This window comes from Micromonospora rubida (genome assembly GCF_009908295.1).
GTDB classification, from domain to species: domain Bacteria; phylum Actinomycetota; class Actinomycetes; order Mycobacteriales; family Micromonosporaceae; genus Micromonospora; species Micromonospora rubida.
In genome coordinates this window covers 468,873-494,195 of sequence record NZ_JAAALO010000003.1, presented here as the reverse complement: position 1 = coordinate 494,195, position 25,323 = coordinate 468,873, and the positions used below count along the sequence as shown (strand labels likewise).

The window sequence follows — 25,323 nt, the reverse complement described above, 5'->3', positions numbered from 1 at the left end:
GTACTGCTGGTCCCAGGGTCAGGCGGTCTCTCCCAGCCGGCCCCCGACGGCGGCATGCTCGGTGCATGACGACGATGACGGCCCTGATCACCGGGGCGAACAAGGGAATTGGGTACGAAACGGCGCGGCAGCTCGGCGCCCGGGGGATGACCGTGCTGATCGGCGCGCGGGACGCCGACCGGGGCCGGGAGGCCGAGCAGAAGCTGCGCGCCGACGGGGTGGACGCGACCTTCGTGCCGCTGGACGTCACCGACGAGGCGTCGGTGGCCGCCGCCGCGGCCTGGGTGGCCGAGCGGTACGACAGGCTGGACGTGCTGGTCAACAACGCGGGGATCCTGCTGGGCGACGGGAAGCGGTCGCGGCCCAGCGACACCACCGTCGGCACCCTGCGCCGGGTGTACGAGACGAACGTCTTCGGGGTGGTGGCGGTGACCAACGCCATGCTGCCGCTGCTGCTGCGCGCGCCGGCCGCCCGGATCGTCAACGTGTCCAGCGAGATCGGCTCGCTCGCCACGATGACCGACCCGGCGGGGCCGTTCTTCGCGCTGACCTCGGTGCCGTACCCGTCGTCGAAGACTGCGCTGAACATGATCACCGTGATGTACGCCAAGGAGCTGCGGAACACCCCGGTCAAGGTGAACGCGGCCAACCCGGGCTACTGCGCCACCGACCTCAACGGCCACTCCGGGCCCCGCAGCCCGCAGGAGGGGGCCGAGGCGAGCGTGCACCTGGCGACGCTGCCGGCCGACGGCCCGAGCGGGGTGCTCTGGGGACACCTCGCCACCGGCGACGGCGGGTACGGCATTCTGCCCTGGTAGCGGCACCGGCCGGCGGCGTGGGACGCCGCCGGCCGCCCCGCGCCGCCGCCCCGCGCCGCCGACCGGCGGGGGCGACCGGCGGGGGCGACCGGCGGTCAGCGGATGCGGTCAGCCGGTGAGCGCGATGCGCCAGTCGTTGCAGCGCATCCACCGGCCCGGCGGGTACTCGAATTCGGTCTCGCCGAGCAGCGCGAAGCCTGCCTTGCGGCAGACGGCGTTCGACGGCGGGTTGCCCACCGAGGGGTACGCGTGGGCGTGCCGGTGGGTCCGCTCGGCGCGGGCCAGGGCCAGCGCCTCACGCACCGCCGCGGTGGCCAGCCCGCGCCCCTGGTACGCGGGCAGGATCGCCCAACCCATCTCGTACACCGGCTCGTCGTGCCAGACCCGCTCCCAGAAGCCGACGCTGCCGACCTTGACGCGCTCGGGCAGCACGACGGTGAACATGTTCCCGCTGCCAGGGCCGGGCCCGGCCACGTAGCGGGCGTGCCGGGCGACGACTTGTTCCTCGGTCTCCGGGCCCCCGGTGTGCTCCCGGACCTCGTGGATGTTAAGCCGGCGCAGCAGGTCGAGGTCGTCCTCGGCCCACCGCTCGATGCGCACTCCCGTCGATGCCCCGCCCATGCGGCCCTCCTCCATAATCGGCGCCCGCCGCCGACCGGTGCGCACAGTCAACCCCACAGCACCGACAACCCGGAGCGTCGGTGGGGGCCGGTACGGTCCCGGGCGTGACGGGACACGACTGGTCTGACGTACGACAGAAGCTGGGCCTCCTGGCCGCCGCGCCAGGGGCCGACGAGGTGTTCGGGGCGGACGGGCACGGCTGGGAGCTGGAGCCGCCGCTGACCCCGGCGGAGTTGGCCGAGCTGGAGGGCCAGTTCGAGGTGGAGCTGCCGGCGGAGTACCGGTCGTTCCTGCTCCAGGCCGGCCGGGGCGGCGCGGGCCCGGCGTACGGGCTGTTCCCGCCGAGGCGGGTCGACGGTCGGTGGCAGTGGGAGGGCGACGGCGCCGACATGACGACCCCGGACTCCCTGGTCCGGCCGTTCCCCTACACCGAGGCGTTCAACCAGGCGGACGACGTGCCCGAGATGCCCGAGGAGGACGACTTCGCCTCGGCCGAGGAGTACGCCACGGCCGAGGAGTCCTGGTGGGAGCAGCACAACGCGATCATGTACGACGAGGCGCACTTCGTCGGCCTGCTGTACCTGTGTCACAAGGGCTGTGCGCTGCGGGACGTCCTGGTGGTCACCGGGCCGGCCCGGGGCACGATGTGGGCCGACGGCACCGCCGAGGAGGGCGGGCTGGAGCCGCTGCTGGACGACGACAGCACGCCGCTGGGCTTCGCCGGGTGGTACCGCCGCTGGCTGGACGGGGCCGCACGTCGCGTCGCCGCAGCGGGAGCGGCCCGCCCCTGACTCCGGCGGCCGGTCGGCGGGCGGTCGCCCGATGGCGGGTCGCCTCGCGGCGGGTGCGCCGGCAGTTTCTCAGCGGGCGTCGGTGATCACGTGGGAGCAGGCGGCGCAGGCGGCAGCGCCCTGCTCGGCGTACCACCGGCAGGAGTGCCGGATCGCGCAGCGCGGCAGCTCGGCCTCGGTCGACTCGGTGACCTCGCGGTACGACTCGGCGACGCGGGCGCCCAGGCCGCAGTGGTCGCCCGTCCAGAAGCCGCAGGACGAGGTGACGCAGGGGCCGGCGAGCCGGTACCGGGACTCGACCGGCTCCGGCGACCCGGCGACCGTGGCGAGCGCGACCTCGGCCGGGAGCTGCGGCGTGACGTAGGCGACCCGCCCCGCCGGAGTGATCATGCCGAGGAAGACGGTGGCGTTGGCCGCCGGCGTACTCGGGCACATCCGCTCCGGCGGGTCCGGCCGATGGTGGGGCTGGGTCACTTCTGGATCCAGAACCCGAGGTCGTTGATCTTCTGGCCGATCTCGTCGGCGAACGGCCCGTTGATCACCCAAAGCCCGTACCACTCGGGCCGGAGCTTGATGTTGCCGTGCCCGACGGTGAGCGGGTTGGTGAGCTTGCTGCCGGCCACGCTCAGGGCGTTGAGGCCGGCCTTCTGGATCTCCCGGGAGATGAGGCTCTGCTGGTCGGCGGTGAGGTCGACCCCGTCGACGACGAACCGGAACTCGCTGCGTGCCATCTGCTGTCTCTTCTCTACTGGTAGGACTCGGTGCCCAGGCCGAGCCGCAGGCTCGCCCTGGTGAAGGCCGCCCACCCGGCGCGGGAGGCGACGTCTGCGCGGTGCCCGGCCCGGGTCAGCGCCCGGTTGGCGTGGTCCCGCCAGTCGGTGGTGCCCGCCGCCGCGAAGCCCCACAGCTCGCGGCACGCCGCCGCGGCGAAGGCGACCTGCTCGGGTGAGCCGGTGAACGCGGCGGCCCCGTCGGTCACCCGCAGCCCGCTGCCGGACAGCCGCCGGACGGTGGGGAAGTGGTGGTGCAGGCTGGCCTCGGTGGCCAGGTGGGCGGCGTCCCGCCGGCCGGCGGTGAAGCCGTCGGCGAGGTGCTCGCCCCGCCGTACGCGCAGGGTGTGCAGGGTGAAGGCGTCGCCGGCTACGGTCGGCTCGCCGACCACCTCCACCGGGGCGCTCCACGACGGGGGCGAGTTGGCCGACCAGAAGGCCAGCCAGGCGCTGAGCCGGTCGTGAAGATCGGCCTGGAAGTTGGCCGTGGCGGGGCCGACGCCGGTCACCAAAAGGCGGGCGGCGGCGATCCGGTCACGGGCGACGGGCGCACCGGCGAGCCCGGTGGACGCGGTGGACGGGTTGGACGGGGCTGCCTCGGCGGCGGTCCCGGCAACGGCGGTGAGCGCCGAGGCGGCAGCCGCGCCGACGAGGAGACGCCGACGGGACAGGGAAGGAGGAAGGGCTTTCATGGCCCGCCTTTCGGTGACGGCCTTTGCCCGGGGACTCTATCGACCTGGATAGATCACCAGAGCGCTCGCTCTATCGGGACGACGACAGTAATCACGGGATTCGCTGGCGGCGGAAATCGCGGATCCGTGTATGCCCACGGAACCGGAGATCCGCCGCACACGCATTGATGCTGATTGAGCAAATCCCTGGCCTACCTGGGGTGACATCGCCGAGCGCGACGACCCGATCGGGCAGGCCGCGACCCAGGGCCCCGGCAGAGCCGTAAGGATCTCCGGCTTGGCAGGCCCCAGGGATACGCACGCTGCCGACACCCTCAGCCCTCGCCGTGCCGCCGCCAAATGGGCCCCCGCTTGATCGGTCTTCGCCGGACCGGCCCCGGCCGGACCGGCCCCGGCCGGACCGGCCCCGGCCGGACCGGCCTACCCTCCGTTGGCCCCTATGGAGCTGCCCCGTTTGTGCTACCGATGGAGCGGGCGCGTAGACGGGGCAGCTCCATAGGGGCCGAAGGGCAGGTCCCCGACCGGATGCGGGGCGCAACCGTCCGGCCGCCACCCGACTGCCCGGTGCGTGGGACGGCACGGGCGGCGCTGGGTGGCACGGGCGGCACGGGCGGCGCTGGGTGGCACGGGCGGCACGGGCGGCATGGGCGGCACGGGACCGCGACCTCCCGGGGCATTCGCGGGAGAGGGGACACAGCGCAGGACCGGCGAGACCGCAGCAGCGGGCAGCACGGCGGACGCGCCGGAGGTCAGGGTTTGCGGGCGACCGCGCCGTAGATCGACGCCTCGGCCAGCGGCGGGCGCTCGGACTCGGGGACCTCGGCACGCCACTGCGTCACCGGGACGACGCCCGGCTCGACCAGCTCCAGGCCGTCGAAGAACCGGGCGAACTCCGCCCGGGACCGGGGGACGGCTTCCCGTTCGACCGTACGCGCCGCCAGCTGAACGTTCATCCGCTCGACGACCTCGGCGGGCATGAGGTCGATGGTGACGTGGCTCAGCACCAGGTAGCTGCCCGACGGCAGCGCCTCGACCAGCCGGCCGACCACCTCGTACGGCCGATCGGCGTCGGTCAGGAAGTGCGCGACCGCGACCAGGAGCAGCGCCACCGGCCGGGACAGGTCCAGCGTGTGGCGCAGCTCGTCGGCGGCCAGGATGCGCTCCGGGTCGCGCAGGTCGGCGTCCAGGTATGCCGTCGCGCCGGCCGGGGAGCTGGTCAGCAGCGCCCGCGCGTGGGCCAGCACCATCGGATCGTTGTCGGCGTACAGGACCCGCGACTCGGGGGCCACGGCCTGGGCCACCTCGTGGGTGTTGTCGGCCGTCGGGATGCCGGTGCCGATGTCGAGGAACTGCCGGACGTTGGCCTCGGCGGCCAGGTATCGCACCGCCCGCTGGAGGAAGGCCCGATTCTCCCTGGCGAGGGTGCGGATGGCCGGGTACGCCGCCGCGATCCGGTCGCCGGACTCCCGGTCCACGGCGAAGTTGTCCTTGCCGCCGAGCCAGTAGTTGTAGCGCCGGGCGGGGTGGGGCACGCTGGTGTCGAATCGGTCCGAGAGCCGAGCGGTGTGGTCGTCCTGAGGGGTTGCGGAACCCACGGGAATCCTCATCGTTCGTGCGGCCAGGTAAGGCCCCGGCCCGCCGCAGGTTCCCGGTCGGCCGGCGCCCCCACACAGCGTAGGCGTCGGATCGCCGGACCGCTGACCCGCCACTCATCGCGTGTGGACACGCTGACCCGTTACTGGCCGCTTGTGGAAACTCCGGGCAGGCCCGGCCGGCCGGGTGCGGTCAGCGGTCGCAGTCGTCGGGCAGGTGGATGCGGGCGGCGGGCACCCCGGCGGCGAGCAGCCGCAGCCGCGTGCCGGCCACCATCGCGGGCGGGCCGCAGGCGTACACCTCCTGGCCCGGCCGGTGGTGCCGCAGCGCGACGGTGAGGGCGTCGCCCCGCTCGTCGGGCTCGGCGTGCACGTCGTGGGAGAACGCGGGCACGACGGTCAGCCAGTCGTGGGCGGTCTGGAGCTTGTCGAGGCTGATCGGGTCGTACAGGTCGGCGAAGGCGCGGACGCCGACGACCAGGATCACCCGCCGGCCGGCCCTGGTCGGCTGCTCGGGGACTACCTGCTCGGCGGCGACCTGCTCGACCAGGGCGCGTAGCGGGGCGAGGCCGGTGCCCCCGGCGACAAGGAGCAGGTCGGTGGTCGAGTCGGGGGCGAGCGTGAGGCCGGCACCCCGGGGCGGGCCGAGCCAGAGCAGCTCGCCGGGGCGTACCCGGTCGACGAGGCTGCGGGAGACGGTGCCGGCGGCGCGGACGTGCAGCTCGATAGTGCCGTCGGGGCGGGGCGCGTTGGCGGGTGAGTACCAGCGCCACCGGCCGGGCAGGCCGGGCACGCTGACCGGGACGGCCTGGCCGGGGCGAAACGGCAGCCGCCGCCAGGGACGTACGGTGAGAATGGCGACGCCCTCGGCGGGCCGGTCGTGGTCGAGCACCTCGACCGGCCACCAGGCCGGGCCGTCGCCGACACGGGCGGCGGCGTGCCGGACGGCGGTCAGCGTGCGGCGGGCGGCGTGCTCCCAGGCGGCGGCCAGCGCGGCCGTCCACTGTGGGCGGGCGTGGCGGGCCACCGTGGCGACCAGGGCGTCACCGACCAGCGCCTGGTGGTGCGGCCCGAGGTGACAGTCGCGCCAGGCGCGGCCGAGTACGGTCAGCAGCGCGGCCCGCCCGGCCCGGTCGTCGTCGCCGGCGGCAAACTGGCCGAGGGCCGCCAGGAACAGCGGCGCGTCGCGTTCGGGCAGCAGGGTGGGCATCCGGTCGGCGAGGGCGCACCAGAAGTGGTCGGCGGCCCGGTCGATGCCGGCGACGGTGACCGCCCAGGAGGCGGCGAGGTCGACGTCCCTCACCGGCCGGCCCCGGTCTGATGTGCCTTCCCGGCGGCCCCGGTTGGACGTGCCTCCCCGGCGAAGACGGCGCGGGCGGCGGCGATGGCGGCCTGCGGCACGTCGAGCGCCCAGAGCACCCCGGCGAGGTAGTCGACCAGCCGCCGGTGCTGCTCCTCCCCCAGCCCGAGCCCCGGCCAGGCCTCCGCCGCCGCGCGCCCGTCGAGCGCCGCGCCGAGGGTCGCCGCCAGGTGGTCGGCGAACCGGCCCAGATCGACCCCGACCAGGTACGGCTCCAGCTCCGCGTCCGCCGCGACGAGCCGCAGCCATCGCCAGACGGCCTCCCGCACGACCTCGTCCGAGTACGCCACGCTCACGCTCCCTGCTGAAAGGAGGAGCCCTCGTCATCGGATTCGATGCGGGGAGGGCCCCGGTTGATCGGTGGAATGGCGCCGGGGCGGGCGGGGGCGGGGACGCGTCGGGGGAGGACGCATCCCCGGAGCCAGCACCCGCCCCGGGCCATGTGTCCACCATCATCGGGAGCGGGCTCAGCCAGAACGACTACGCACTGCACCTAGGCGGTAACCGTGCTGCATCTACTGCCGATACGCTGCCCGTAAGCGGCTCGACGTGACCGAAGGTGGCGCGATGACGACGGTGCAGCGGTGGACCGGCCGGGAGACCAGGGCTCTGCGGCATGCGCTGCGGATGAGCATCCGGGACTTCGCCGCGCACCTAGGCGTGGCCGAGCGCACCGTGTCGAAGTGGGAGGCCGGGCAGGACGCCGTCTGCCCACGCCCGGAGATGCAGGCCGCCCTCGACACGGCACTTGGCAGGGCTTCACACGAGGCAGTAGCCAGGTTCAGCACAACCCTGGGTCACAGCCCTCAACCGAGCGGAGAGACCGCCGGCAGGTATCGCGTCCAGTCCCACAAGTTCATCCCGGCATACCTGGGCGCGGCAACGGCGGAACGTCTTGCCTCCGTGACGGCCCTGACGCCACGCCCGCATCAGTGGCTGGACGTGTCGACGACCAAAATTCCGTCTCCGGAAGGGAGCTGCACCGCTCACGTGTACGCCTGCGGTGTGGTGGTGTTGCACCTGGTGCAGGATCTCGAACTCACCGGACTCAGCTCGCTGGCAACGTGGCGTTACACGAGCTACGAGGACGACCTGCCGTGGGCGGCCGAACAGATCACCGGCTTCCTGCTCGCCGGCCTCGCTGATAAAGCCGTCGAACCGGAGTACGTCCTGTCGATGTATGTCCTTAGCGAATCCGCGTGGACCGGCGACGAACTGGACAATGCGCTCCGGTTGATGAGCCTGCCGTCGGTGCTGGTCGACCGACATTCGGCCGCAGAACCGCAACCGGTCGAGAATCACATCGAGAGCAGGCTGCTGACCGAGGGGTTCGAGCAGGCTGCGGTCGAGCCGTTCGGCGTCAACGGAGTATCGGTCGGCTATGCGAGCTGGTCCGGATTGGCATACCACGCGCTCTCCCCGGAGCGTGCGTTACCGGTCGATGACCTGGTGGCCTGCGAGATCGACGTCCAGATGCTCTGGGCCTACTGCCGACAAATCCAGCGCGCAGTCGAGGAAACCCACGACCCGATGATGCCCCCGAGGTTCGGCTGGCGGTTCCTGCGGGCGGCGCACTCGCGCCTGGCCACCGCCCGCGTCCGCGAGACCGCACAGCACTGCATGATGCGACAGGCGGCTCTGCGCACGAGCGGCTTGTCGGAGCGGCTCGTTCAGGCGCAGGCTGCGCTCAGGGAGACCGAGGCCCTGAGTGAGAGGGTCAGCGCATGAGTACGACGCGGGCAGCCCTGGTCGTCATCGACATGCAGAACGGCTTCATCAACGATCGCAGCCGACACGTCATCCCAAAGGTCGTGGAGTTGGTCGAGCGCTGGGAGGCAGCCGGGCGGCCGGTGGTCTTCACCCGCTACCACAACTACCCAGGCAGTCCCTTCGAGCGGCTGATCCACTGGACCGCCGTGCAGGGCCCGCCAGCGACTGAGATCGTGCCGGAGCTGACAGCGCATACAGACCGGGCACGTGCGGTCATCGACAAGCGGATCTACTCGTACTTCTCCTCGGAAGGAGCTGACCTGGCGGAGCAGGAGGGCTGGACAGACCTGATCTTCTGCGGGGTGGCGACGGAAAGCTGTGTCCTGAAGTCGGCGGTGGACGCCTTCGAGCGGGATCTGACCCCCTGGCTGGTGACCGACGCCTCCGCCAGCCACGGCGGGCAGGCAGCCCACGACGCGGGTCTGTTGGTTGCCCGGCGCTTCATCGGGGCTGGGCAGCTCATCACCGTCAGCGAAGTGGAGGACTCCCTCAAACGTCGCCACCCGAGGCCGCCTCGGGCAGTCGCTCAGGGGCGATGACCGACGGTCGCGCTCCGTCGACCTCCCGACGGAAGCAGGAATCGATCGGCTCGGCAACGTCAAGCAGCGTCAGCACCTGCGTCCAGCAGACGTCGATGAGGTCGGGGTCGACGACGTTGTCCGCCCTGATCGGGGTGCCGGTCCAGTGGAAGCGAAGGCGGCGGCTGTGAGCGGCTACGTCGAACTGCTCCCGGTTGCCTTCGAGGCGGTCGGGCGAGGAGCGGAGGCCATGCGGGGACGCTCACCGGGATCGCTGACCGTCAAGGGCGACCGGGACCTTGTCTCCGAGTTGGACTTCACGATCGAGCGGGAGTTGCGCGCCTTCCTCCGCCACGCAACACCAGCCATCGGCTTCCTCGGTGAGGAGGAGGGCAGCACAGGTTCAGCAGAGTTGCAGTGGGTTCTCGACCCCATCGACGGCACCGCCAACTTCGTACGCGGAATCCCCCTGTGCGCCGTCTCGCTCGGGCTGGTTCACCGTGACGACGCCGTACTTGGCGTCATCGAACTGCCCTTCCTCGGCAGCCGTTACGCCGCCGCCAGAGGCGATGGGGCGAGCCTCAACGGCCAGTCGATCAAGGCCAGCACCGTCGAGGACCTGAGCGAGGCGATCGTCGCCATCGGCGACTATGCAGTGGGACCAGACGCGTCCGCAAAGAACAGGCTGCGTCTCGCACTGACGGCTCGGCTCGCCGAAAAGGCCCAACGGGTACGGATGACCGGGTCAGCCGCCCTCGACCTGGCATGGCTCGCCGAAGGCCGGATCGACGCGGCGCTGACCCTGTCCAACCATGCCTGGGACATGGCCGCAGGAGTGGCGATAGCGCGGGAGGCGGGAGCCTCGGTGGTCGACCGCGACGGCACGAGCCACGATGCGCTCTCGGCAATGACGATCGCCGCAGCGCCCGCGTTGTCTGACACGCTGCTGACCCTTCTCGCGAAGGCGGATTCCCAACAGGCGTCACCAGGTGAGATCGCGTCGGGCAGCTACTGAGCGTCGAATGCTGGCGGCCGGGTCCCGTCGACCTCGCGAGCGAAGAACGAGTCGAACGGCTCGGCCTTGTCCAGCAGCGCCGTGACCTGCGCTCGGCAGTCTTCGACTACCGCCGGGTCGACGAACTTGTCCGCTCCGACGGGGGTACCGCTTTCGTCGTACCTGACCTCGTACACCGATGACCATCAGCTCCGGCACGGTGCCGCGTTCCTCCTCCATCTCCCCGACGAGACTGGCGTCAAGCACCCGGATCTGCTCGCCGGCATCGGCCCGGTAGCGGAGGAAGTGCAGCTCCCAGATCAGGTACGGGGTGAGCGGCGGCTCGACGATCCGCAGGCGCCGCAGCCCGGAGCCGCGTTCCTCCAGTTGCCGGAAGAACCGCACCAGCTCCGGGTTGGGCTCGGCGGCTATGCGCAGCGCCTCCCGCCACCGACCCTCCGCGTACGCCTCACAGCTCGGGCTGCCCGGCTCGCGGAACGTCTGGATCCGCTCGGTCTTGAGGATCGGGCCGTCGACGGCTTCGACGGTCGCATAGAAGTCGACGTCGTACTCCGCGAGATCCAGGCGCTTACCCGTCGCCAAGCTGAGCAGGTCACGCATCCGGGATGTCCGGCTTCGCCGCCACGATCATGCACCGGGGGATGACCAAGACTCTTTCGTCCTCCCCGACACCGACCCCTCACCGTAGGCGTCCGCGAAGGCGGGCCCACCGGCCTCCCCCTTAGCCAGCACCTCGTCAGCGAGAGTCACACAGCCGTCCAGCCCGAGGCCGTCGCGCTCCAGGCCTGACCCTGCGAAAGCCCAGACAAGGCAGGGTCGGCAAGCGCGGACGCTCGCCGCAACACCACCTCGAAGTCCTGGGGAAGCTGACCGTCGAGGCGGTGCTTACGCCGCCACGAGGCCCACCGCGACTGCGCGAGCACCGCATAGCCGTCAAGGGCCCGACTCAGCGGCTCGCGTATCACCTGCCGATACTCCGCGACCCGCTGGATGGCCGCCGCCAACTCGCCGCCGTCGACATCGTGTCGACCCGAGAGCAGGTAGACGTCGGCGAAGTCGCGCCACCGGGTGTTGGCCACGCCGCGCTGCAACGCCGTCACCAATTTCTCGGCGTACACCATGGGAAGTGGGTAGCCGGTGAGCACGATCTCTCCGTCGAGCAGGCGCGGCAGCTTGATCGGTTGCGGCTCGGGCCAGATTGGATCACCAACGTTGACATCGACGTGGAAGGTCAGCCGCGCGGCGGAGAGACTCCCAGTGAGGCTGACCCGCACCCCGGAGTAGGTGTCGTCGTCCCGGATCGTGTCGGCCGTCGCATTCGCCGCCTCGAACACCAGACCGTCATCAAGGTGCACAGCCGCGATGTGCCGGACGATGTCGAGCACCTGATCAGTGTCGTTCGAAATCCATCGGCCTTGGAGATCCACGTCCCGGGTCGGCCGCCGAGTGGCGTAGGCAGCCAGCAGCACCCCGCCCTTGAGGACGAGCTTGTTCGCATATTGGGATGGGACCAGACGGGCGAGGAAGCCCTCCAGCGCATAAATCTGGTGCAGCTCGTCCGTGGGCCGACCGGTACGGCGAGCAAGGCTCTGAAGGTCGAGGTAAGCGCGGCCGGCAACAGTGGCCCGCGTCGGACGTACGGTCACAGCAAGATCTCCAGCGCCTCTCGGAGTGGTCGCTCTGCCCTTGGAAACTTCCGTGCCATCCCCAGCAGCCTGGACGGCGATGCGCCGCTCTGCCTCAGCCACCGCCTGAGCGCCGCGTACGCCATATCCGGCCCTTCTCGATGCCGCAGTCGGATGGCGTCGATGATGCTGCGTTCGGGGTTGTAGAGCCCGATCGAGGTTTCGGACTCGATGGGCAACTCGGTACGCCCGATCTCGAACGTGGCTGGATCGAACCCGTGCCAGGCGACCGGCGCGATGGTGGCTGGTCGATGCCGCCCGCGAGGCAGTGCGACATCGATGCGAGCGGGGATCTCGTCGGCGAGGCCATGCCGAGCCAGTGCAGTAGTCAGACAAAGCGTGGCCGACGGCGCACGGCGAGCAACCTCAATGAGATCAAGATCCGCCGTCCCAGCGTCATGGCGTCGGTACAGGCCCCGTCCGAGAGGCTCGATAAGCCCTTGATCACGCAGCCGGTACAGCTGCCACTCAGAGATACCAGCGGCAAGAGCTTCGGAGTAGCTAAAGGTGGCTGAGAGAAGGCTGAGCGGATCGCTCCCGGCTCCCGACTCATCCGCTGACCCCACACGGAAACCCTACACATGTCACGACCATCTGTAACGGATTTCCCTGGCATCCCACGCAACGTCGCGCCATGACGCGGGCGCGATGGTCAGCCAGTCATGGGCGCACCGAAGGCGTCCGCGAACGCGGCTTCGATATGCACGGTACGTATACCGGTCCTCCACGGAACGGATTTGAATGGGTAGGCTCGACGAGGCGCTACGGACGGAGCCACCCGCGAATGGCGAGGTTTCCCGTGACACACGCGAACTGCCCCCGGTGTGGCGGCCGGCTGGCCCGCGACAACGACAGCGGGCGGTGCACCCCGTGCCAGGCCGCCGAGCGGGACCGACTGAGCCAGCCGCCGATGGTGCCGGCCCACTTCTGGGAGCACGAGCCGGTGCGGCGAGCGCTGGCCGCGCGACACCTCGGGCGGGTGATTCGGGCGTTCCGCTGCCACCCGTTCCACGGACAGAACCCACTGCCGCAGAGCGCCGTCGCCGGGTGGCTCGGAATCACGCAGGCGCAGCTCAGCCGGGCGGATGCCGCGACCACGGCATCGGATGAAGGAGGTGGCACCACGGACCGCCGACAGTTCCACGCCTTGGCCGCCCTCGCGGGCATCGCCGCGACCGGCTCCCTCGACCTGCTCGCCACACCCACCGACGCACCCAGAATCATCGGGATGGAGCAGGTGCGATTCGCCAGTTCCCTGGTCGACGAGTTCCGCCGCGCCGACGCGGCCGTCGGAGCCGATCAGCTCTGCGACATCGCCATCCGAGTCCACGCCCACCTGTCGTCCTGGGCCACCAAGGCCACCTACAGCCGAGAAGTCGGCGACGCCCTGCAAACCGCCCTGGCGGACCTCGCCATCGAGACCGCCTGGCTCGCAATCGACGCAGGGCGACGGCCGGAGTCGAGGCCGTACCTCAACGAGGCGATCACCCGGGCTCGCATCGCCGACGACCCGCGCATGGAAGTCCGCGCTCTTGCCTGCCTCTCCCTGCTGATTCGGGACGATCACCCCGGCGAATCGCTACGGAGCGCCGATGCCGCCCTGCGGTCCTCCGCCGGCTGGGGAACCTCTCGGCTGGCGACCCTGCTGCACCTGCGGGCCGCCCACACCTACGCCACCCTGAAGGACATGAGCAGCTTCAGTCGAGCGATGGCCAAGGCCCACCGCGAATTTGACCGCGGAACGACTGAGGACGACATGCCGTTCCTGCACTTCGTGACCCCGCAGGAACTCAGGGGCATCGAGGGGCTGTCCTATCTCGCCCTGGGCCGACCGGAACGCGCAGCCCAAGCCTTCCGCACGATCACGGAGAACCCTTCCCCCACACTCCGGCGCAACCAGATCTACTACACGGTTCAGCTCGCCGATGCGCAATGTCGGCAGGGCGACCTTGATGATGCAGCGCACACAGCCATGAGTGTTCTGCCCGCAATGGGACAGGTGAGTTCCGGGCGGGTGAGTCGTCATCTCGCGCAGGTCCGGTCGAGCCTGGGACAGCCGCAACGGTCGACGGCCGCCACCCGCGAATTCACCGATGCCTACGACCAGGCGGTGGGCCGATGATCGAGAACATGAAGCTCCGCCACCACACCGCCGCGCAGGCGGCCGGGCTAGTTGATCAGCTCGTCGGCCTCTACCTGAAGGTGTACGCGGACGGCGACGAGTTCCACAACGAGGACCGCTACCGCCGCCAGCTCAGCGGACACATGCAGAGAGACGGGTGGGATCTGGTCACTGCCATGATGGGCGAAGAGTTGGTCGGATACATCTACGGCTTCCCACTGCCCGCCGAAACCGGATGGTGGACCGGCATCCAGGAATCCGTCCCGGCCGGGCTCACCCCACGAGGACGGCAAGCGCACCTTCGCCATCAGCGAACTCATGGTGACGCCCGGTTGGCGACGCCGGGGCATCGCCAGGAGCCTGCACGAACAACTACTCAACGAACGTACGGAGGAACGGGCCACCCTCCTGGCCAACCCGGACAACTCCCCCGCCCAAGCCGCGTACCGCTCCTGGGGCTGGCAGAGAGTCACCAAGCTCCGCCCGAACTGGGAGCACGCTCCGACCTTCGACGTCCTGATCCGTCCGTTGAAGACTTGAGCTGGCACCTCCCTCCGGCGTGGCGCAGTCACGTCGTACGGAAAGCTGCGGGCCGAAGTAGCGCCGACGCCGGTGAAGCAGTCGACAAGGGCTCAGGAACGCGTTTCGCCTCCCGCCCCTACCCAGAATCACCGATGCCCGGGTGACCTCGATGTGTGCTCACCCGGGCACCGTGGGTCTATGCCGTCGGCCTGGCCTGGTGCAGAATCTGGGCCAGTTCGGCCGGTCGGCTGAGCATCGGCCAATGCCATGTCGGCAGTTCCTCGTACCGCCACGAGTCGCCGGCCAGGTGCTGGCACAGCGGCATGGTGGCGGCCATCTGGCGTACCTGCTCGGCGGTGAAGCTCGACAGCACGCCGAGGCGAGGCAGCTTCTCCCACGCCCCGGTGAGCCGCACCGGGGTGGTAGCGGTCGCCCAAGGTTGGGCTACCGACCGCTCACGGAGCAGCGCGACGACCGATTCATCCACATCTGCTGCTCCCGCCGCCAGTTCGGCCCACGGAGGGGGCGGCAGCCGCCAGCCGTCGCCGTGTTCGGCGACCATTGCCGCGTTGCGTTCACGTTCCTCGGGCGGGCTGAACTCTTCGTTGGCCGTCCCGTCGGGCAGTGGGCCGGTGTCGACGAAAACGAGCTGGGCGATGCGGTCGGTCATGCGGTCGGCGGCGGCGGTCGTCACGACCGCGCCGGCGTAGCTGTGCCCGACGAGGACCACGTCATGCAGGTCCTCGTAGCGCAGCAGGTTGACCACGTCGGTGACATGGACGCCGAGGTCGGTGTCCGGGCGGGCCAGGTGGGCGCGCTCGCCCAGGCCGGTCAGACTCAGCGGGTACACCTCGTGGCCGAGCCCACGCAGAGCGGCGGCGACCGGACGCCAGGCCCACGCGCCGAGCCAGAACCCCGGAACCAGTACGAATGTCGTCATGCACCGAACGCTACTGTCAATACCGGACACATTCCGCCCAGATTAAGGAGTCGGATCAATGGCCCGGCCCACCGCGCGAGTACTGGCGCTGCTGGAGATCCTCCAAAACGGTGGCAGCTTCACCCTCGCCGACCTGGCCGGTCGGCTAGGCGTCGACGAGCGCACGATCCGCCGCTACGCCGCGCACCTCGCCGACCTCGGCATCCCTGTCGAAGCCCGGCGCGGTCGCTACGGCGGCTACCAGCTCGCACCCGGATACAAACTGCCGCCACTCATGCTCACCGACGAGGAGGCGGTCGCCGTCATGCTCGGGCTCATCGCCGCCGCCCGGGCAGGGCTGTCCACCGCCGAAGGTGCGGCCACCGAGAGCACGACCGCGAAGATCCGCCGCGTACTGCCGGCTGTCCTCGCCCGGCGGATCGATTCGCTGCTGGCCACCGTGGACTTCACCACACCGGTCCGTCAGCCCGCCCCACCCGGCACCGAGGTGCTGCTCGTGCTCGCCGAGGCGGCCCGACATCAGCAACCGGTGAGCATCACCTACACCAACTGGCGCGGCCGGTCCGGCGAGCGGCGGCTCGACCCGTACGGGCTGGTCTTCCACGCCGGCCGGTGGTACGTCACCGGTCACGACCACAACCGCCGGGCCGTACGGACGTTCCGGCTCGACCGGATCGGAACAGCCCGTCCCACTCCGGGCAGTTTCGACATCCCGGCCGGCTTCGATCCGGCCACGCAGGTACTTGCCGGTCTGGCAGCCGTGCCGTACGAGCACGACATCTGCGTGGTGCTGCACACCAGCTTGGCGCGGGCGCAGCAACGGATTCCGCCGTCGGTCGGCACACTTACCGAGGTGCCCGACGGGGTACGCCTCACCGCCCGGGCCGAACGGCTCGACGGTGCGGCACAGCTGCTCGCCGGGCTCGGCTGGCCATTCACGATCGACCGACCGGAGAAGCTCAAGGACGAGATACGCGCCCTAGCCGCCCGACTGCTCACCAACGCCGACGCCGACGCCGACAGATAGGCAAAGGCCAGGGTGGGAAGCGGACGGCCGGAGCGTCCAGTCCCCCAACAGACCGAAGGACGTCAAGGCCCTTCCGAGCTGTGCAGGTAGGCGAGGATGGCCTGGTTGGCCTGCCAGCCGTCTGGGAACTTGACCGGGACGTCGAGGTGCACCCGCTCGGTCGACGGGTGGGCGTCCAGCAGCTCCGCGATCCCCGCCCGCGCCACCACCACGCACGCGTGCCGGTGCCGGGACGTCAGCACGCACAACCGCCCCGACTCCAGGTGGAACGCCGTCGCGTCCCGCCGCCCCGACAGCGGGTGCAGCACGATCGTCACGTCGTACTCGCGGCCCTGGAGCCTGTTGGCGGTGTCCACCGTGATGCCCGCCCCGGCCTCGCCGAGGTGCGCGCGGATGGCCGCGACCTGGTCGCGGTGCGCGGCCCCGACGGCGATCCGGTCGGCGGTGACCGGCGTGCCGGCCGGCGCGTGCTCGGAGACGGCGACCGCTCCCCGCTGCAACACCCGCAGCGCCAGCGCGGCGCACGCCGCAGCCGCCTCCCCATCGGTACGCAGGGTGTGCCGCTCCGGCAGCTCGTACAGCGCCCAGCCCGACGACGCCGCCAGCTCCACCGCCGCGTCGACGGCGTCCCCCGGCCCGGCCTCGGTCAACGCCAGCGCCCGTTCACCATGCCCCGTGCCGGCGCGGAACCCGGTGAACGGGTAGAACGCCGCCGCGACCACCGGCGCCGCCGAGGCGGGCAGCCGCCACGACACCGGCAGCCGGTGCACCGGCAACTGCGGGTTGTGCCGCAGCAGCACCGCCACCGCGGACTGCATCGGATCCCAGGTCAGGCCCGTCCACCGCGCGGTCTCGACCGTGGAGAACGGGTCGAGCTGCCCAGGATCGCCCACGAACAGCGCCCGCTCGAACCTGCCGGCCACGCGCAACAGGGCGTCCGAGCGCATCTGGTACGCCTCGTCGACGATCGCCCACGGCCAGGAACCCTCGGTGATCATGGCCCACTTCGCTGCCGTACCGATGATGACCGCCGGCCCACCCAGGTCGGCGACCTTCGCGGCGACCTTGACCGTGTCGTGGCCCTTCACCCGCTCGGTCGGCTTGTAGTCGGTCGCCGAGAGGCGGCCGATCCGCAGCTCGGGGGCCTTACGGGCGAGCCGGTCGATGAGGTCGTCGACCTGCTCGTTGGTCTGCGCGATGATGATCAGCGGCTCACCGGCGGCGGCCAGCTCGGCGGCGGCGCGGACCACGAGCGTCGACTTGCCCGCGCCGGGCGGCGAATCGACCACCACGCCCCGGTGGTCACCGGAGCGCAGGTCGGCCAGCACCGACGTGATGACCCGCTCCGCCTCCACGGCGGGCGGCAACTCCAGCCCGAGCATCGACGCCCCTCCCACCATCGCTCTCCGGGACACTACCGGCACCGCGAATCGCCGTCGGCGAGCCCGACAATCGTGGACAGGCGACACCGACGCGATCCGGACAACGGCGAATCGACTTCACGACAGCACACCGCACGCACGGGCCGCATCCTCGACCGGGCCGGCACGTGCCGGTGCCGAGCCGAGGGAGTCGCGGATGCCGCTGCGGGAGAAGATGATTGACGACAGGTGGAGCCCCGCCTACATCGACGAACTCACCGGGCACATGACCGGCATGGAGCGGGCCGGCATCGCCCGGCTGCTGACCCAGACGCTGGGGCGAGGAGCCCACGACGCGTACCTGTTGACGAGCGAGGACGGGCGTCCGTTCGGTTCCCTGCGGGGCGAAGGGTCGGCGGTCGCCGCCTACGAGACCTACATCAGGGAGACCTTCCCGGGCGACGCCGACGACATCATCTCCCTGGTCGTCGGGTACGCCTCGGGGGTGGAAAACTCGTCGTGGGCGCCGATGGTGCAGATCGTCAAGGAGTTCCTGGTCCGGCAGCGGACGGCTCCCGGGCCCGACAGCTACTTCTGGAAGCAGCTCAACGACACGGCGAAGCCCTGGAGCGTGGCCAAGGACGACATCGCCGCCCTGCGGGCTAAGTACCTCGGCCTCGCGCCGAGGGGCGACGAGGCACTACGGGAACGCCACCTGCGCCAGGCCGTCATCACCTGGCACGCCCTGACCCAGCTGCTGCTGCGCCACACCACGTTCCCGGCGAACAACAGCGTCGCCGAGACCCTCACCGTGGTCCGCACCGAGAGCACGGCGGCCCTTGAGTACTTTCGCCGGGTCGACAACGGCGCTGCACTGACCGCCGAGCAGATCGGAAACCCCTCGGAGGTGTACGACGTGCCGCTGACCGCCACCCGGGGGGCGCTCGAGTCGTCCTCGCTCTACACGGTCAAGACGATCCACGGCAACGTCGTGACGGAGGCCGTGGTGCCGCACCACCGCATCTTCGCGCTCTACCTGACGGCACGGCCGAAGTCCGTCGGGCACCAGCTCTCGTTCTTCGCCAACGACACGGAGAACGAGGTCACCTTCCTCCCGGAGGGGCTCTCCTTCCGCATCAGGCGACACGCCGACCTCGGCTTCGCGGCGCCCACCACGGTCGCACCGAATTTCTTCTAGTAGTCGGGGCACCGGCTCACGACGCGGCGTCCACGGGGCGGGAGAGCCGACTCGGTGAAGACGGACCACGCGGTAGGACGATTGCCAAAGGCAATCAATGCCAATACAAACATGGATGTCATCCCGGTGGATTGTGACGGCGACCCCGTCAACCGGACTCACATCATCCCCAGAGGGGGGCCCATGGCACGCAGCCGCATCGCCGGTGCAGCAGCCATCACACTCGTCCTACCACTTATGGGCGTCCTTCCCGCGTCCACCGCGACGGCCGCGCCCGCGAAGCCCGTGGCGAAGCAGGCTCAGCCCAGCGACACCCGGGAGCTGACCCGCAAGGACTTCACGCTGGACGGCCGCAAGGTCGAGACGCCGGCCCGGTACCAGCCGCGCGTGCAGGAGCGTTCGAAGGCCACGTCCGCCGGTACGACGCCGCCGGTCGGCACGGTCCGGCAGTGGCTCGGGATGGACGACCTCCAGGGCCAGCTCTACCGCAAGGACTACACGCTGCGGGGCTCGGGCAACAACGTCGAGGTGTGGGTCGCCAACGACATCGCCTTCCCGGCCGGCGACTGCCGCACCCAGATCCCCTCGTCGACGCAGATCACCGACGCGCAGGTGGCGAGCTTCGTCCACGAGTTCGACACCAACATGTACCCGAAGGAGACGGCCGCGTTCAGCACGCCGCCGGACCGTGACGGCACCAACGCCCTGCTCGGGCCGGACGCCAACGGCAACGGCGGCGACTACACCGGCGGCGGCAACAAGACGGTCACCCTGATCGACAACGTCCGGGACGACAACTACTACCAGTTCCCGGCCAGCCCGACCTACATCGCGGGCTTCTTCTCGGCCCAGTTCAACGAGCTGTTCGACCGCAACGTCATGACCATCGACGCGTTCGACTGGGCCCACCGCACCGGGGCGAACCCGCCCAACGAGCCCACCGACGACCTGTGCACCAGCCGCCCGGCCCGCCCCTTCAACTACGAGGGCACGTTCGCCCACGAGTGGCAGCACCTGGCGCACTACTACACCGACCCCTTCGAGGGAAACTGGATCAACGAGGGCCTGGCCGACTTCGCCCAGACGCTGACCGGCTACGTCGACACCACGGCGACCGTCTTCGACCGGGGCGCCGACAGCCACCTCTACTGCTACCAGGGCTTCGGCACGGTGCAGACGCCGTACAACGTCAACCCGCGGGACTGCGGCGGCCCGGAGAACTCGCTCACCCTGTGGGGCGAGAGCCCGAACCCGAACGCGGTGCTCGCCGACTACGGCAACGCGTACTCGTTCATGCAGTTCCTGTACGACCGGTACGGCACGGACATCATCTCCCGGCTGCACAAGGACGGCGAACGTCAGGGGCTGGCCAGCCTGGACGCGGCGCTGAAGGCCAAGGGCGTCAACAAGATGTACCAGGTCATCCACGACTACCAGACGATGACGCTGGTCGACAAGATCGTCGGGGACTCGCGGCGCGGGATCATGCTCGGCGTACCGAAGAGCCGGGTGACCACGCCGAGCCTGCGCTCCACGGTCAACCTGGCCAACCCGGCCGCCAACGCCACCCCCGGGGCGGCGCCGAACGGGGCCGACTTCGTGCCGCTGCAGAAGGCCGACGGGCAGCTCCTGCGCGGCCGTGACCTGCGGTCGCTGTCGTTCGCGGGCACCAAGACGCTGCCGCCGCTGCCGCTGTCGTGGACCGTCGTGCCGAACGACCCGGACCGCCCCGGCAACCCGGTCCTGTGGTCCGGGAACGGCAACAACACCGACTCCGCGGCGGTCACGTCGGTCGCCGTGCCGACCGCCGACCCGACGCTGCGCTTCGCCGCCAAGTACGGTGCGGAGTTCGGCTTCGACTACGGCTACGTCACCGTCTCCACCGACGGCGGCGCGAGCTACACCGCCATCCCGGGCGACAAGACGATCGACGGGCCGTTCGGGCCGGCGCTCAACGGGACGACCGACGGGTTCGAGGCGCACTCGTACGACCTGTCCGCGTACGCCGGCAAGACGATCCTGCTCGGCTTCCGCTACGTCAGCGACGGCGGCGTCAACGAGGGCGGCCTGCTGGTCGACGACATCACCGTCGGCGGCACGGCGGTCAGCGACGGCACCAGCCTCGCCCCGTTCGACTCGCCGACGGAGATCAAGCCGATCACCGTCAACAACTGGAACCTGCGGCTCATCGGCATCGACGAGAAGCACTCGATCGCCGCGCAGTTCGAGTTCGACGGCAAGTCGAGCCTGACGCTGAGCCGGGCGCAGCTGGCCCTGCTCAGCCTGTTCCCGAAGGTCGTCGCCGTGGTCGCCTACGACGAGCCGACCGAGCAGGTCAACCAGTACGCGCCGTACACGCTGAAGGTCAACGGAGTGGTCCAGCCGGGCGGCCCCGCCTGACCTGACCCGCACAACCCCGGGCACCTGTCACCGCTCTGGTGGCGGGTGCCCGGCCCCTTTATCGGGGATCACCCAGTAGTCCGTCGTGTCGCGCTCGCGCCCGGTCGCGCTGCCAGCGCCAGAGGAAATTCCTGATCCGTCTCGTAAGAGGAACCCGGTGAACGGGTAGAACGGCGCCGCGACCACCGGCGCCGCCGACGCGGGCAGCCGCCACGACACCGGCAGCTCCGGATTGTGCCGCAGCAGCACCGCCACCGCGGACTGCATCGGATCCCAGGTCAACCCCGTCCACCGCGCGGTCTCGACCGTCGAGAACGGATCGAGCTGCCCAGGATCCCCCACGAACAACGCCCGCTCGAACCTGCCCTCCACCCGCAACAAGGCGTCCGACCGCATCTGGTAGGCCTCATCCACAATCGCCCACGGCCAAGAGCCGCCGGTGACCATGGCCCACTTGGCGACCGAGTGAGCCCTCCGAGCCGGCTGACTTGCCTCATCGCAGGTCGAGTAGCTCGGGAGATCCACACCTTGCGTCCCAATGCATCTTGGAGCCTTGAGTCCGGGATCTGACATTTAGAAGTCCTCAAGTGGGGCAAATCAGCCGTTGGACTGTTGACTAGAGTCGCGGACACCGTCGCGCAGGGTGTTCGACTGGACGCGTAGTGGCTATGGTGTCGGCTCCGCCTTCCCTCGCAACACATAGGACTGACGTGGGCATCCTCAAGGAGATGCAGCGGGCGCACGCACGGCAGGTGCGCGCCCAGACGCAGGCTCAAGCCGCTGCATACCGGCACCACCAGCAACTTCGCCGAGAGGCCGAGCGCGCAATGAAGGCCGCACAGCGCACCGCACTCGCCAACGAGCGTGAGCGCAAGCGGTTGTACGTCGAGGCACGTGTCGCCGAGATCGCCGTCGACAACTCGGGCCTCCAGGCCCATCTCGATGAGCTGGACACCCTGCTGGTTGCCACGCTCGACGTCGATGATCACATCGACCTCAGAAGGCTCCGGAAGTCGGCACAGCACAGGCCGTTCACCCCCGGCACACTCGGCACCCCCTTGGCGCCGCCCGACTGGCGGCGATTCGAGCCGCCTGCCCCGAGCGGGCTCAGCAAGATGTTCGGTGGTCAGGCAAGACACCAGCAGCAGCTCGCCGGAGCGCAGCAGGCGTTCGCCCAGGCGCAGGCCCAGCACGCCGCCGCCGAGGCCGACCGGCAGCGGCGGCTCTCCGCAGCCCACCAGCGTTACCAGCAGCAGTGCGCCAAGGTCGACGCCGAGATCAGTGCGCACAACGCGGAGATCGACCGCTTCGCGGCGGCCTTCGCCGCTGCCGATCCCACCGTCGTCGTCGAATACTTCGGCATGGTGCTGGGCAACTCCGTCTACCCGGACGACTTCCCGCAGCACTACCGCCTAGCGTACGTGCCGGAGTCGCGGCAGTTGGTGGTGGAATACCACCTACCGACTCTGGACGTTATCCCGACGGTCCGCGAGTACCGCTACGTCGAGGCCCGCGACGAAATCACCACTACCGCCCGCCCTGCCAAGGAGATCAAAGAGCGGTACGCCACGCTCGTCGCGCAGGTCACCCTGAGGACCGTGCACGAGCTGTTCGAGGCTGACCGGTCCGGACTCGTCGACACGGTGGTGTTCAACGGCATCGTCGATACGACCGATCCACGGACCGGTGCATCCGTGCAGCCGTGCCTGGTGACCCTGCGGACCACGCGTGAGGTGTTCACCGAGCTGAACCTGCGCCTGGTCGAGCCCCTCGCCTGCCTGGCGCACCTCAACGCCTCGGTATCGAAGCGCCCCGCCGAGCTGGCACCGGTTCGGCCAGTGCTGGAGTTCGACATGGTCGACAAGCGGTTCGTCGATGAGGTCGACGTGCTAGCCGACCTCGACCAACGACCGAACCTGCTGAAGCTCACCCCGACCGAGTTCGAGAGCCTGATCCAGAACCTCTTCGCGAAGATGGGCCTCGACACCAAGCAGACCCGGGCATCGCGGGACGGCGGGGTCGACTGCGTAGCCTTCGACCCGCGGCCGATCTTTGGCGGCAAAGTCGTCATCCAGGCCAAGCGCTATCGCAACACGGTCGACGTGTCCTCCGTGCGGGACCTGTTCGGCACGCTGCAGAACGAGGGTGCCTCAAAGGGCATCCTGGTTACCACGAGCGGCTACGGTCCTACCTCGTACGAGTTCGCTTCTGGAAAGCCACTGGAGCTCATCGACGGCTCCAACCTGCTGTACCTCCTCGCCGAACACGCTGATGTGAAGGCCCGGATCGACCCAAGCGACCTGGACTAAGTCATGGCGGGGACGGCCAGGCCGGCGAAGCAGCACCTGATCATGCACTTCACCCATATCGACAATCTGCCGGCCGTCCTCACCGCCGGCCGGCTGTTCGCCGACAACGGGGTCGGCAGCTGGCTGGCCACAAACGTTGGTGCCATCGACATCAAGGCAAGCCGGCGGGCGAGGCCGGTCCCCTGCCCGCCCGGCGGTGTCGTCGCTGACTACGTGCCGTTCTACTTCGCCCCGCAGTCACCCATGATGTTCCGGATCGCTTGCGAGCACAGGGACGGCAAGGTGGGCTGCTATCCGGGCGGAGACGACCCGTTGGTCTATCTCGTGAGTTCGGTGGAGCTGGTTCACGCCGCCGAGCTGGGATGGGTCGCGAGCGACGGCAACTGCGCCGCCACCCTCACTCGGTTCTCCCCCGCCCTCAACGATCTGGCCGACCTGGTCGACTGGCCGCTACTCAAGGAGCGGATCTGGAGGAACACCCCGGAGGATCCGGACCGTGTTCGCAGAAGGATGGCCGAGTTCCTGATTCATCGTGAGTTTCCTCTCGGCCTGCTGACCGGGTACGCCGTACGGACGCCAGCACGACAGGAACAGTTGACGCAGGTCCTCCGCGCTGCTGGCATCATCGACGCGTACGTTGGTGTCAGACCGGACTGGTACTACGGATACCAACGGAGGGAGGTGCGCGAATGATCATCGTCAGCCACGGCAACCTACTGACCGCTGACGCCGAAGCGCTGGTCAACACGGTCAACACCGTAGGCGTGATGGGCAAGGGAATCGCTCTTCAGTTCAAGCGCGCCTACCCCGCTAACTACGCGGCCTACCGGGCGGCTTGTGCTGCAAAAAGAGTCCAGTTGGGCGAGATGTTCCTGTTCGACTCCACCCGCCTCGGCCCTCGCCGGTATGTGATCAACTTCCCTACCAAGGGCCACTGGCGGGCAACCTCGAAGCTGGAGGACATCGAGGCCGGCCTCACCGACCTCGTCCGTGTGGTGCGTGAACGCCAAATCTCCTCGGTCGCGGTGCCCGCACTCGGCTGCGGTAACGGTGGGCTCGACTGGGAGCAAATCCGACCGATGATCGAGCAAGCCTTCGTCGAGCTGCCCAACGTCCGGGTGCTGTTGTTCCCCCCGGAGGGCGCCCCCGAGCCGTCCGATATGCCAGTCGCTACTCCGAAGCCTCCGCTGACCCCTGGACGCGCCACCTTGCTACGGGCCATCGAGCGGTATCTCGACCAGTCCTGTGCGCTGGAACCGCGAGAAGGCATCACGACCCTGGAGATCCAGAAGATCGCCTACTTTCTCCAGGTGTTTGGAGAGCCGTTCCGTCTCTCCTTTACTCGCGGGCGGTACGGACCCTACGCGGAGAGCCTGAATCACGTCCTTGACCGCCTGGAGGGGCACTACCTGGTTGGGTTCGGTGACCGTTCATCCCGGGTCGAGGAGCTACGTCCTATTCACTTAACCGGAGGGACGAGCGAGGCCGTCAACGCGTGGTTCGACGTGCCCGGCCAGCCGATCTCGGCCGCTCCCGAACGACTTGCCGTACTTGTCCAGGGGTTTGAGGCACCGTACAGCCTTGAGCTACTCGCCACCGTGCACTACGCCGCGCAGGCGCATCCGCCCACGCACGAGATCGAGGTGTTGATCGAGCGGGTTAGGGCGTGGAGCGGACGCAAGGCCCGCCTCTTCACTCCAGCACACGTCACGACGGCCTACGAACGGTTGGCGTCGGCCGGTCTCTTACCGAGCACGGTGACGTCCTCGGCTTGACGGGGTCAGACCCCGACCGACCGGGCAGCGCGGATCA

The 25,323-nt window shown here is 69.7% G+C and carries 26 protein-coding genes and 2 pseudogenes; 13 read left to right on the top strand and 15 right to left on the bottom strand.

The window, feature by feature from the left end; genetic code table 11:
* Positions 1 to 65 precede the first annotated feature (65 nt).
* The gene (locus GVV04_RS11835) at positions 66 to 818 is read left to right on the top strand and encodes an SDR family oxidoreductase (protein ID WP_161687493.1); all 753 of its coding nucleotides are present in this window, start codon (positions 66 to 68) and stop codon (positions 816 to 818) included.
* A gap of 108 nt (positions 819 to 926) precedes the next feature.
* Here GVV04_RS11835 and GVV04_RS11830 read toward each other — a convergent pair whose 3' ends face one another.
* The gene (locus GVV04_RS11830) at positions 927 to 1,439 is read right to left on the bottom strand and encodes a GNAT family N-acetyltransferase (RefSeq protein WP_201753305.1); all 513 of its coding nucleotides are present in this window, start codon (positions 1,437 to 1,439) and stop codon (positions 927 to 929) included.
* A gap of 104 nt (positions 1,440 to 1,543) precedes the next feature.
* Here GVV04_RS11830 and GVV04_RS11825 point away from each other — a divergent pair, with 104 nt between their 5' ends.
* Positions 1,544 to 2,230, top strand: coding sequence for an SMI1/KNR4 family protein (locus GVV04_RS11825; RefSeq protein WP_161687489.1), 687 nt, complete (start codon positions 1,544 to 1,546; stop codon positions 2,228 to 2,230).
* Positions 2,231 to 2,299: 69 nt separating this feature from the next.
* Here GVV04_RS11825 and GVV04_RS11820 read toward each other — a convergent pair whose 3' ends face one another.
* From GVV04_RS11820 to GVV04_RS11795, 6 genes are all read right to left on the bottom strand, one after another.
* Entirely contained in the window at positions 2,300 to 2,704 is a 405-nt protein-coding gene (locus tag GVV04_RS11820; protein ID WP_328822325.1) for a hypothetical protein, read from the bottom strand.
* Positions 2,701 to 2,961: a hypothetical protein gene (locus GVV04_RS11815; protein ID WP_161687487.1), complete on the bottom strand. Its 261-nt coding sequence runs from the start codon at positions 2,959 to 2,961 to the stop codon at positions 2,701 to 2,703. Before GVV04_RS11815 ends, GVV04_RS11820 begins: the two co-directional genes overlap by 4 nt.
* Positions 2,962 to 2,975: 14 nt before the next feature.
* A complete protein-coding gene (locus GVV04_RS11810; RefSeq protein WP_161687485.1) occupies positions 2,976 to 3,692 on the bottom strand; it encodes a hypothetical protein in 717 nt (238 codons plus the stop codon).
* Between the two features lie 749 nt (positions 3,693 to 4,441).
* Positions 4,442 to 5,299 carry an SAM-dependent methyltransferase gene (locus GVV04_RS11805; protein ID WP_161687483.1) on the bottom strand — a complete coding sequence of 286 codons (858 nt, stop codon included), beginning with the start codon at positions 5,297 to 5,299 and terminating at the stop codon, positions 4,442 to 4,444.
* A gap of 178 nt (positions 5,300 to 5,477) precedes the next feature.
* Positions 5,478 to 6,587: an FAD-binding oxidoreductase gene (locus tag GVV04_RS11800; protein WP_328822323.1), complete on the bottom strand. Its 1,110-nt coding sequence runs from the start codon at positions 6,585 to 6,587 to the stop codon at positions 5,478 to 5,480.
* On the bottom strand, positions 6,584 to 6,934 hold the full coding sequence (locus GVV04_RS11795) for a globin family protein (RefSeq protein WP_328822322.1): 351 nt from the start codon (positions 6,932 to 6,934) through the stop codon (positions 6,584 to 6,586). Before GVV04_RS11795 ends, GVV04_RS11800 begins: the two co-directional genes overlap by 4 nt.
* A gap of 277 nt (positions 6,935 to 7,211) precedes the next feature.
* Here GVV04_RS11795 and GVV04_RS11790 point away from each other — a divergent pair, with 277 nt between their 5' ends.
* The 3 genes from GVV04_RS11790 (at position 7,212) to GVV04_RS11780 (ending at position 9,947) form a co-directional block, all read left to right on the top strand.
* On the top strand, positions 7,212 to 8,372 hold the full coding sequence (locus GVV04_RS11790) for a helix-turn-helix domain-containing protein (protein WP_161687481.1): 1,161 nt from the start codon (positions 7,212 to 7,214) through the stop codon (positions 8,370 to 8,372).
* Positions 8,369 to 8,953: an isochorismatase family cysteine hydrolase gene (locus GVV04_RS11785; RefSeq protein WP_161687479.1), complete on the top strand. Its 585-nt coding sequence runs from the start codon at positions 8,369 to 8,371 to the stop codon at positions 8,951 to 8,953. The genes GVV04_RS11790 and GVV04_RS11785 overlap by 4 nt, the downstream gene beginning before the upstream one ends.
* A 166-nt stretch (positions 8,954 to 9,119) precedes the next feature.
* A complete protein-coding gene (locus GVV04_RS11780; RefSeq protein ID WP_161687477.1) occupies positions 9,120 to 9,947 on the top strand; it encodes an inositol monophosphatase family protein in 828 nt (275 codons plus the stop codon).
* On the opposite strand, the gene GVV04_RS34785 is transcribed toward GVV04_RS11780, so the two are convergent.
* The 4 genes and pseudogenes from GVV04_RS34785 to GVV04_RS11765 all read right to left on the bottom strand — a co-directional run bounded on the left by GVV04_RS34785 (position 9,941) and on the right by GVV04_RS11765 (position 12,198).
* Positions 9,941 to 10,123, bottom strand: a complete 183-nt coding sequence (locus GVV04_RS34785; RefSeq protein ID WP_407938796.1) for a DUF6879 family protein — start codon at positions 10,121 to 10,123, stop codon at positions 9,941 to 9,943. The genes GVV04_RS11780 and GVV04_RS34785 overlap by 7 nt on opposite strands.
* A gap of 25 nt (positions 10,124 to 10,148) precedes the next feature.
* Positions 10,149 to 10,547, bottom strand: a pseudogene (locus GVV04_RS34780) (DUF6879 family protein); the annotation flags it as partial.
* Positions 10,548 to 10,693: 146 nt separating this feature from the next.
* On the bottom strand, positions 10,694 to 11,593 hold the full coding sequence (locus GVV04_RS11770; RefSeq protein WP_161687473.1) for a nucleotidyl transferase AbiEii/AbiGii toxin family protein: 900 nt from the start codon (positions 11,591 to 11,593) through the stop codon (positions 10,694 to 10,696).
* Positions 11,590 to 12,198 carry a type IV toxin-antitoxin system AbiEi family antitoxin domain-containing protein gene (locus GVV04_RS11765; RefSeq protein WP_161687471.1) on the bottom strand — a complete coding sequence of 203 codons (609 nt, stop codon included), beginning with the start codon at positions 12,196 to 12,198 and terminating at the stop codon, positions 11,590 to 11,592. The genes GVV04_RS11770 and GVV04_RS11765 overlap by 4 nt, the downstream gene beginning before the upstream one ends.
* Positions 12,199 to 12,542: 344 nt before the next feature.
* On the opposite strand from GVV04_RS11765, the gene GVV04_RS11760 reads away from it, so the two are divergent.
* On the top strand, positions 12,543 to 13,754 hold the full coding sequence (locus GVV04_RS11760; protein WP_161687469.1) for a hypothetical protein: 1,212 nt from the start codon (positions 12,543 to 12,545) through the stop codon (positions 13,752 to 13,754).
* A 47-nt stretch (positions 13,755 to 13,801) separates the two neighbouring features.
* Here GVV04_RS11760 and GVV04_RS33035 read toward each other — a convergent pair whose 3' ends face one another.
* Entirely contained in the window at positions 13,802 to 14,074 is a 273-nt protein-coding gene (locus GVV04_RS33035) for a hypothetical protein (RefSeq protein ID WP_235965967.1), read from the bottom strand.
* Here GVV04_RS33035 and GVV04_RS33030 point away from each other — a divergent pair.
* Positions 14,073 to 14,294 (top strand): GNAT family N-acetyltransferase, encoded by a 222-nt coding sequence (locus GVV04_RS33030; protein ID WP_235965965.1) that lies wholly within the window; start codon positions 14,073 to 14,075, stop codon positions 14,292 to 14,294. The genes GVV04_RS33035 and GVV04_RS33030 overlap by 2 nt on opposite strands.
* A gap of 178 nt (positions 14,295 to 14,472) precedes the next feature.
* On the opposite strand, the gene GVV04_RS11750 is transcribed toward GVV04_RS33030, so the two are convergent.
* Entirely contained in the window at positions 14,473 to 15,216 is a 744-nt protein-coding gene (locus GVV04_RS11750; protein WP_161687467.1) for an alpha/beta fold hydrolase, read from the bottom strand.
* Positions 15,217 to 15,274: 58 nt separating this feature from the next.
* On the opposite strand from GVV04_RS11750, the gene GVV04_RS11745 reads away from it, so the two are divergent.
* Positions 15,275 to 16,243, top strand: a complete 969-nt coding sequence (locus GVV04_RS11745) for a helix-turn-helix transcriptional regulator (RefSeq protein ID WP_161687465.1) — start codon at positions 15,275 to 15,277, stop codon at positions 16,241 to 16,243.
* A gap of 62 nt (positions 16,244 to 16,305) precedes the next feature.
* On the opposite strand, the gene GVV04_RS11740 is transcribed toward GVV04_RS11745, so the two are convergent.
* Complete coding sequence (locus GVV04_RS11740; protein ID WP_161687463.1) at positions 16,306 to 17,625, bottom strand: AAA domain-containing protein; 1,320 nt, start codon at positions 17,623 to 17,625, stop codon at positions 16,306 to 16,308.
* A 196-nt stretch (positions 17,626 to 17,821) separates the two neighbouring features.
* On the opposite strand from GVV04_RS11740, the gene GVV04_RS11735 reads away from it, so the two are divergent.
* Positions 17,822 to 18,802 (top strand): hypothetical protein, encoded by a 981-nt coding sequence (locus tag GVV04_RS11735; RefSeq protein ID WP_161687461.1) that lies wholly within the window; start codon positions 17,822 to 17,824, stop codon positions 18,800 to 18,802.
* A 237-nt stretch (positions 18,803 to 19,039) separates the two neighbouring features.
* Positions 19,040 to 21,202 carry a M6 family metallopeptidase gene (locus tag GVV04_RS11730; RefSeq protein ID WP_161687459.1) on the top strand — a complete coding sequence of 721 codons (2,163 nt, stop codon included), beginning with the start codon at positions 19,040 to 19,042 and terminating at the stop codon, positions 21,200 to 21,202.
* A gap of 129 nt (positions 21,203 to 21,331) precedes the next feature.
* Here the strand turns inward: GVV04_RS11730 and GVV04_RS11725 are convergent.
* Positions 21,332 to 21,664, bottom strand: a pseudogene (locus GVV04_RS11725) (helicase); the annotation flags it as partial.
* Positions 21,665 to 21,912: 248 nt separating this feature from the next.
* Here GVV04_RS11725 and GVV04_RS11720 point away from each other — a divergent pair.
* From GVV04_RS11720 to darG, 3 genes are read left to right on the top strand one after another with little or no spacing between them, the layout of a single operon-like run.
* The gene (locus tag GVV04_RS11720; RefSeq protein WP_161687457.1) at positions 21,913 to 23,511 is read left to right on the top strand and encodes a restriction endonuclease; all 1,599 of its coding nucleotides are present in this window, start codon (positions 21,913 to 21,915) and stop codon (positions 23,509 to 23,511) included.
* Positions 23,512 to 23,514: 3 nt separating this feature from the next.
* Positions 23,515 to 24,204 (top strand): type II toxin-antitoxin system toxin DNA ADP-ribosyl transferase DarT, encoded by a 690-nt coding sequence (gene darT, locus GVV04_RS11715; RefSeq protein WP_161687455.1) that lies wholly within the window; start codon positions 23,515 to 23,517, stop codon positions 24,202 to 24,204.
* Entirely contained in the window at positions 24,201 to 25,286 is a 1,086-nt protein-coding gene (gene darG / locus GVV04_RS11710; RefSeq protein ID WP_161687454.1) for a type II toxin-antitoxin system antitoxin DNA ADP-ribosyl glycohydrolase DarG, read from the top strand. Before darT ends, darG begins: the two co-directional genes overlap by 4 nt.
* Positions 25,287 to 25,323 lie beyond the last annotated feature (37 nt).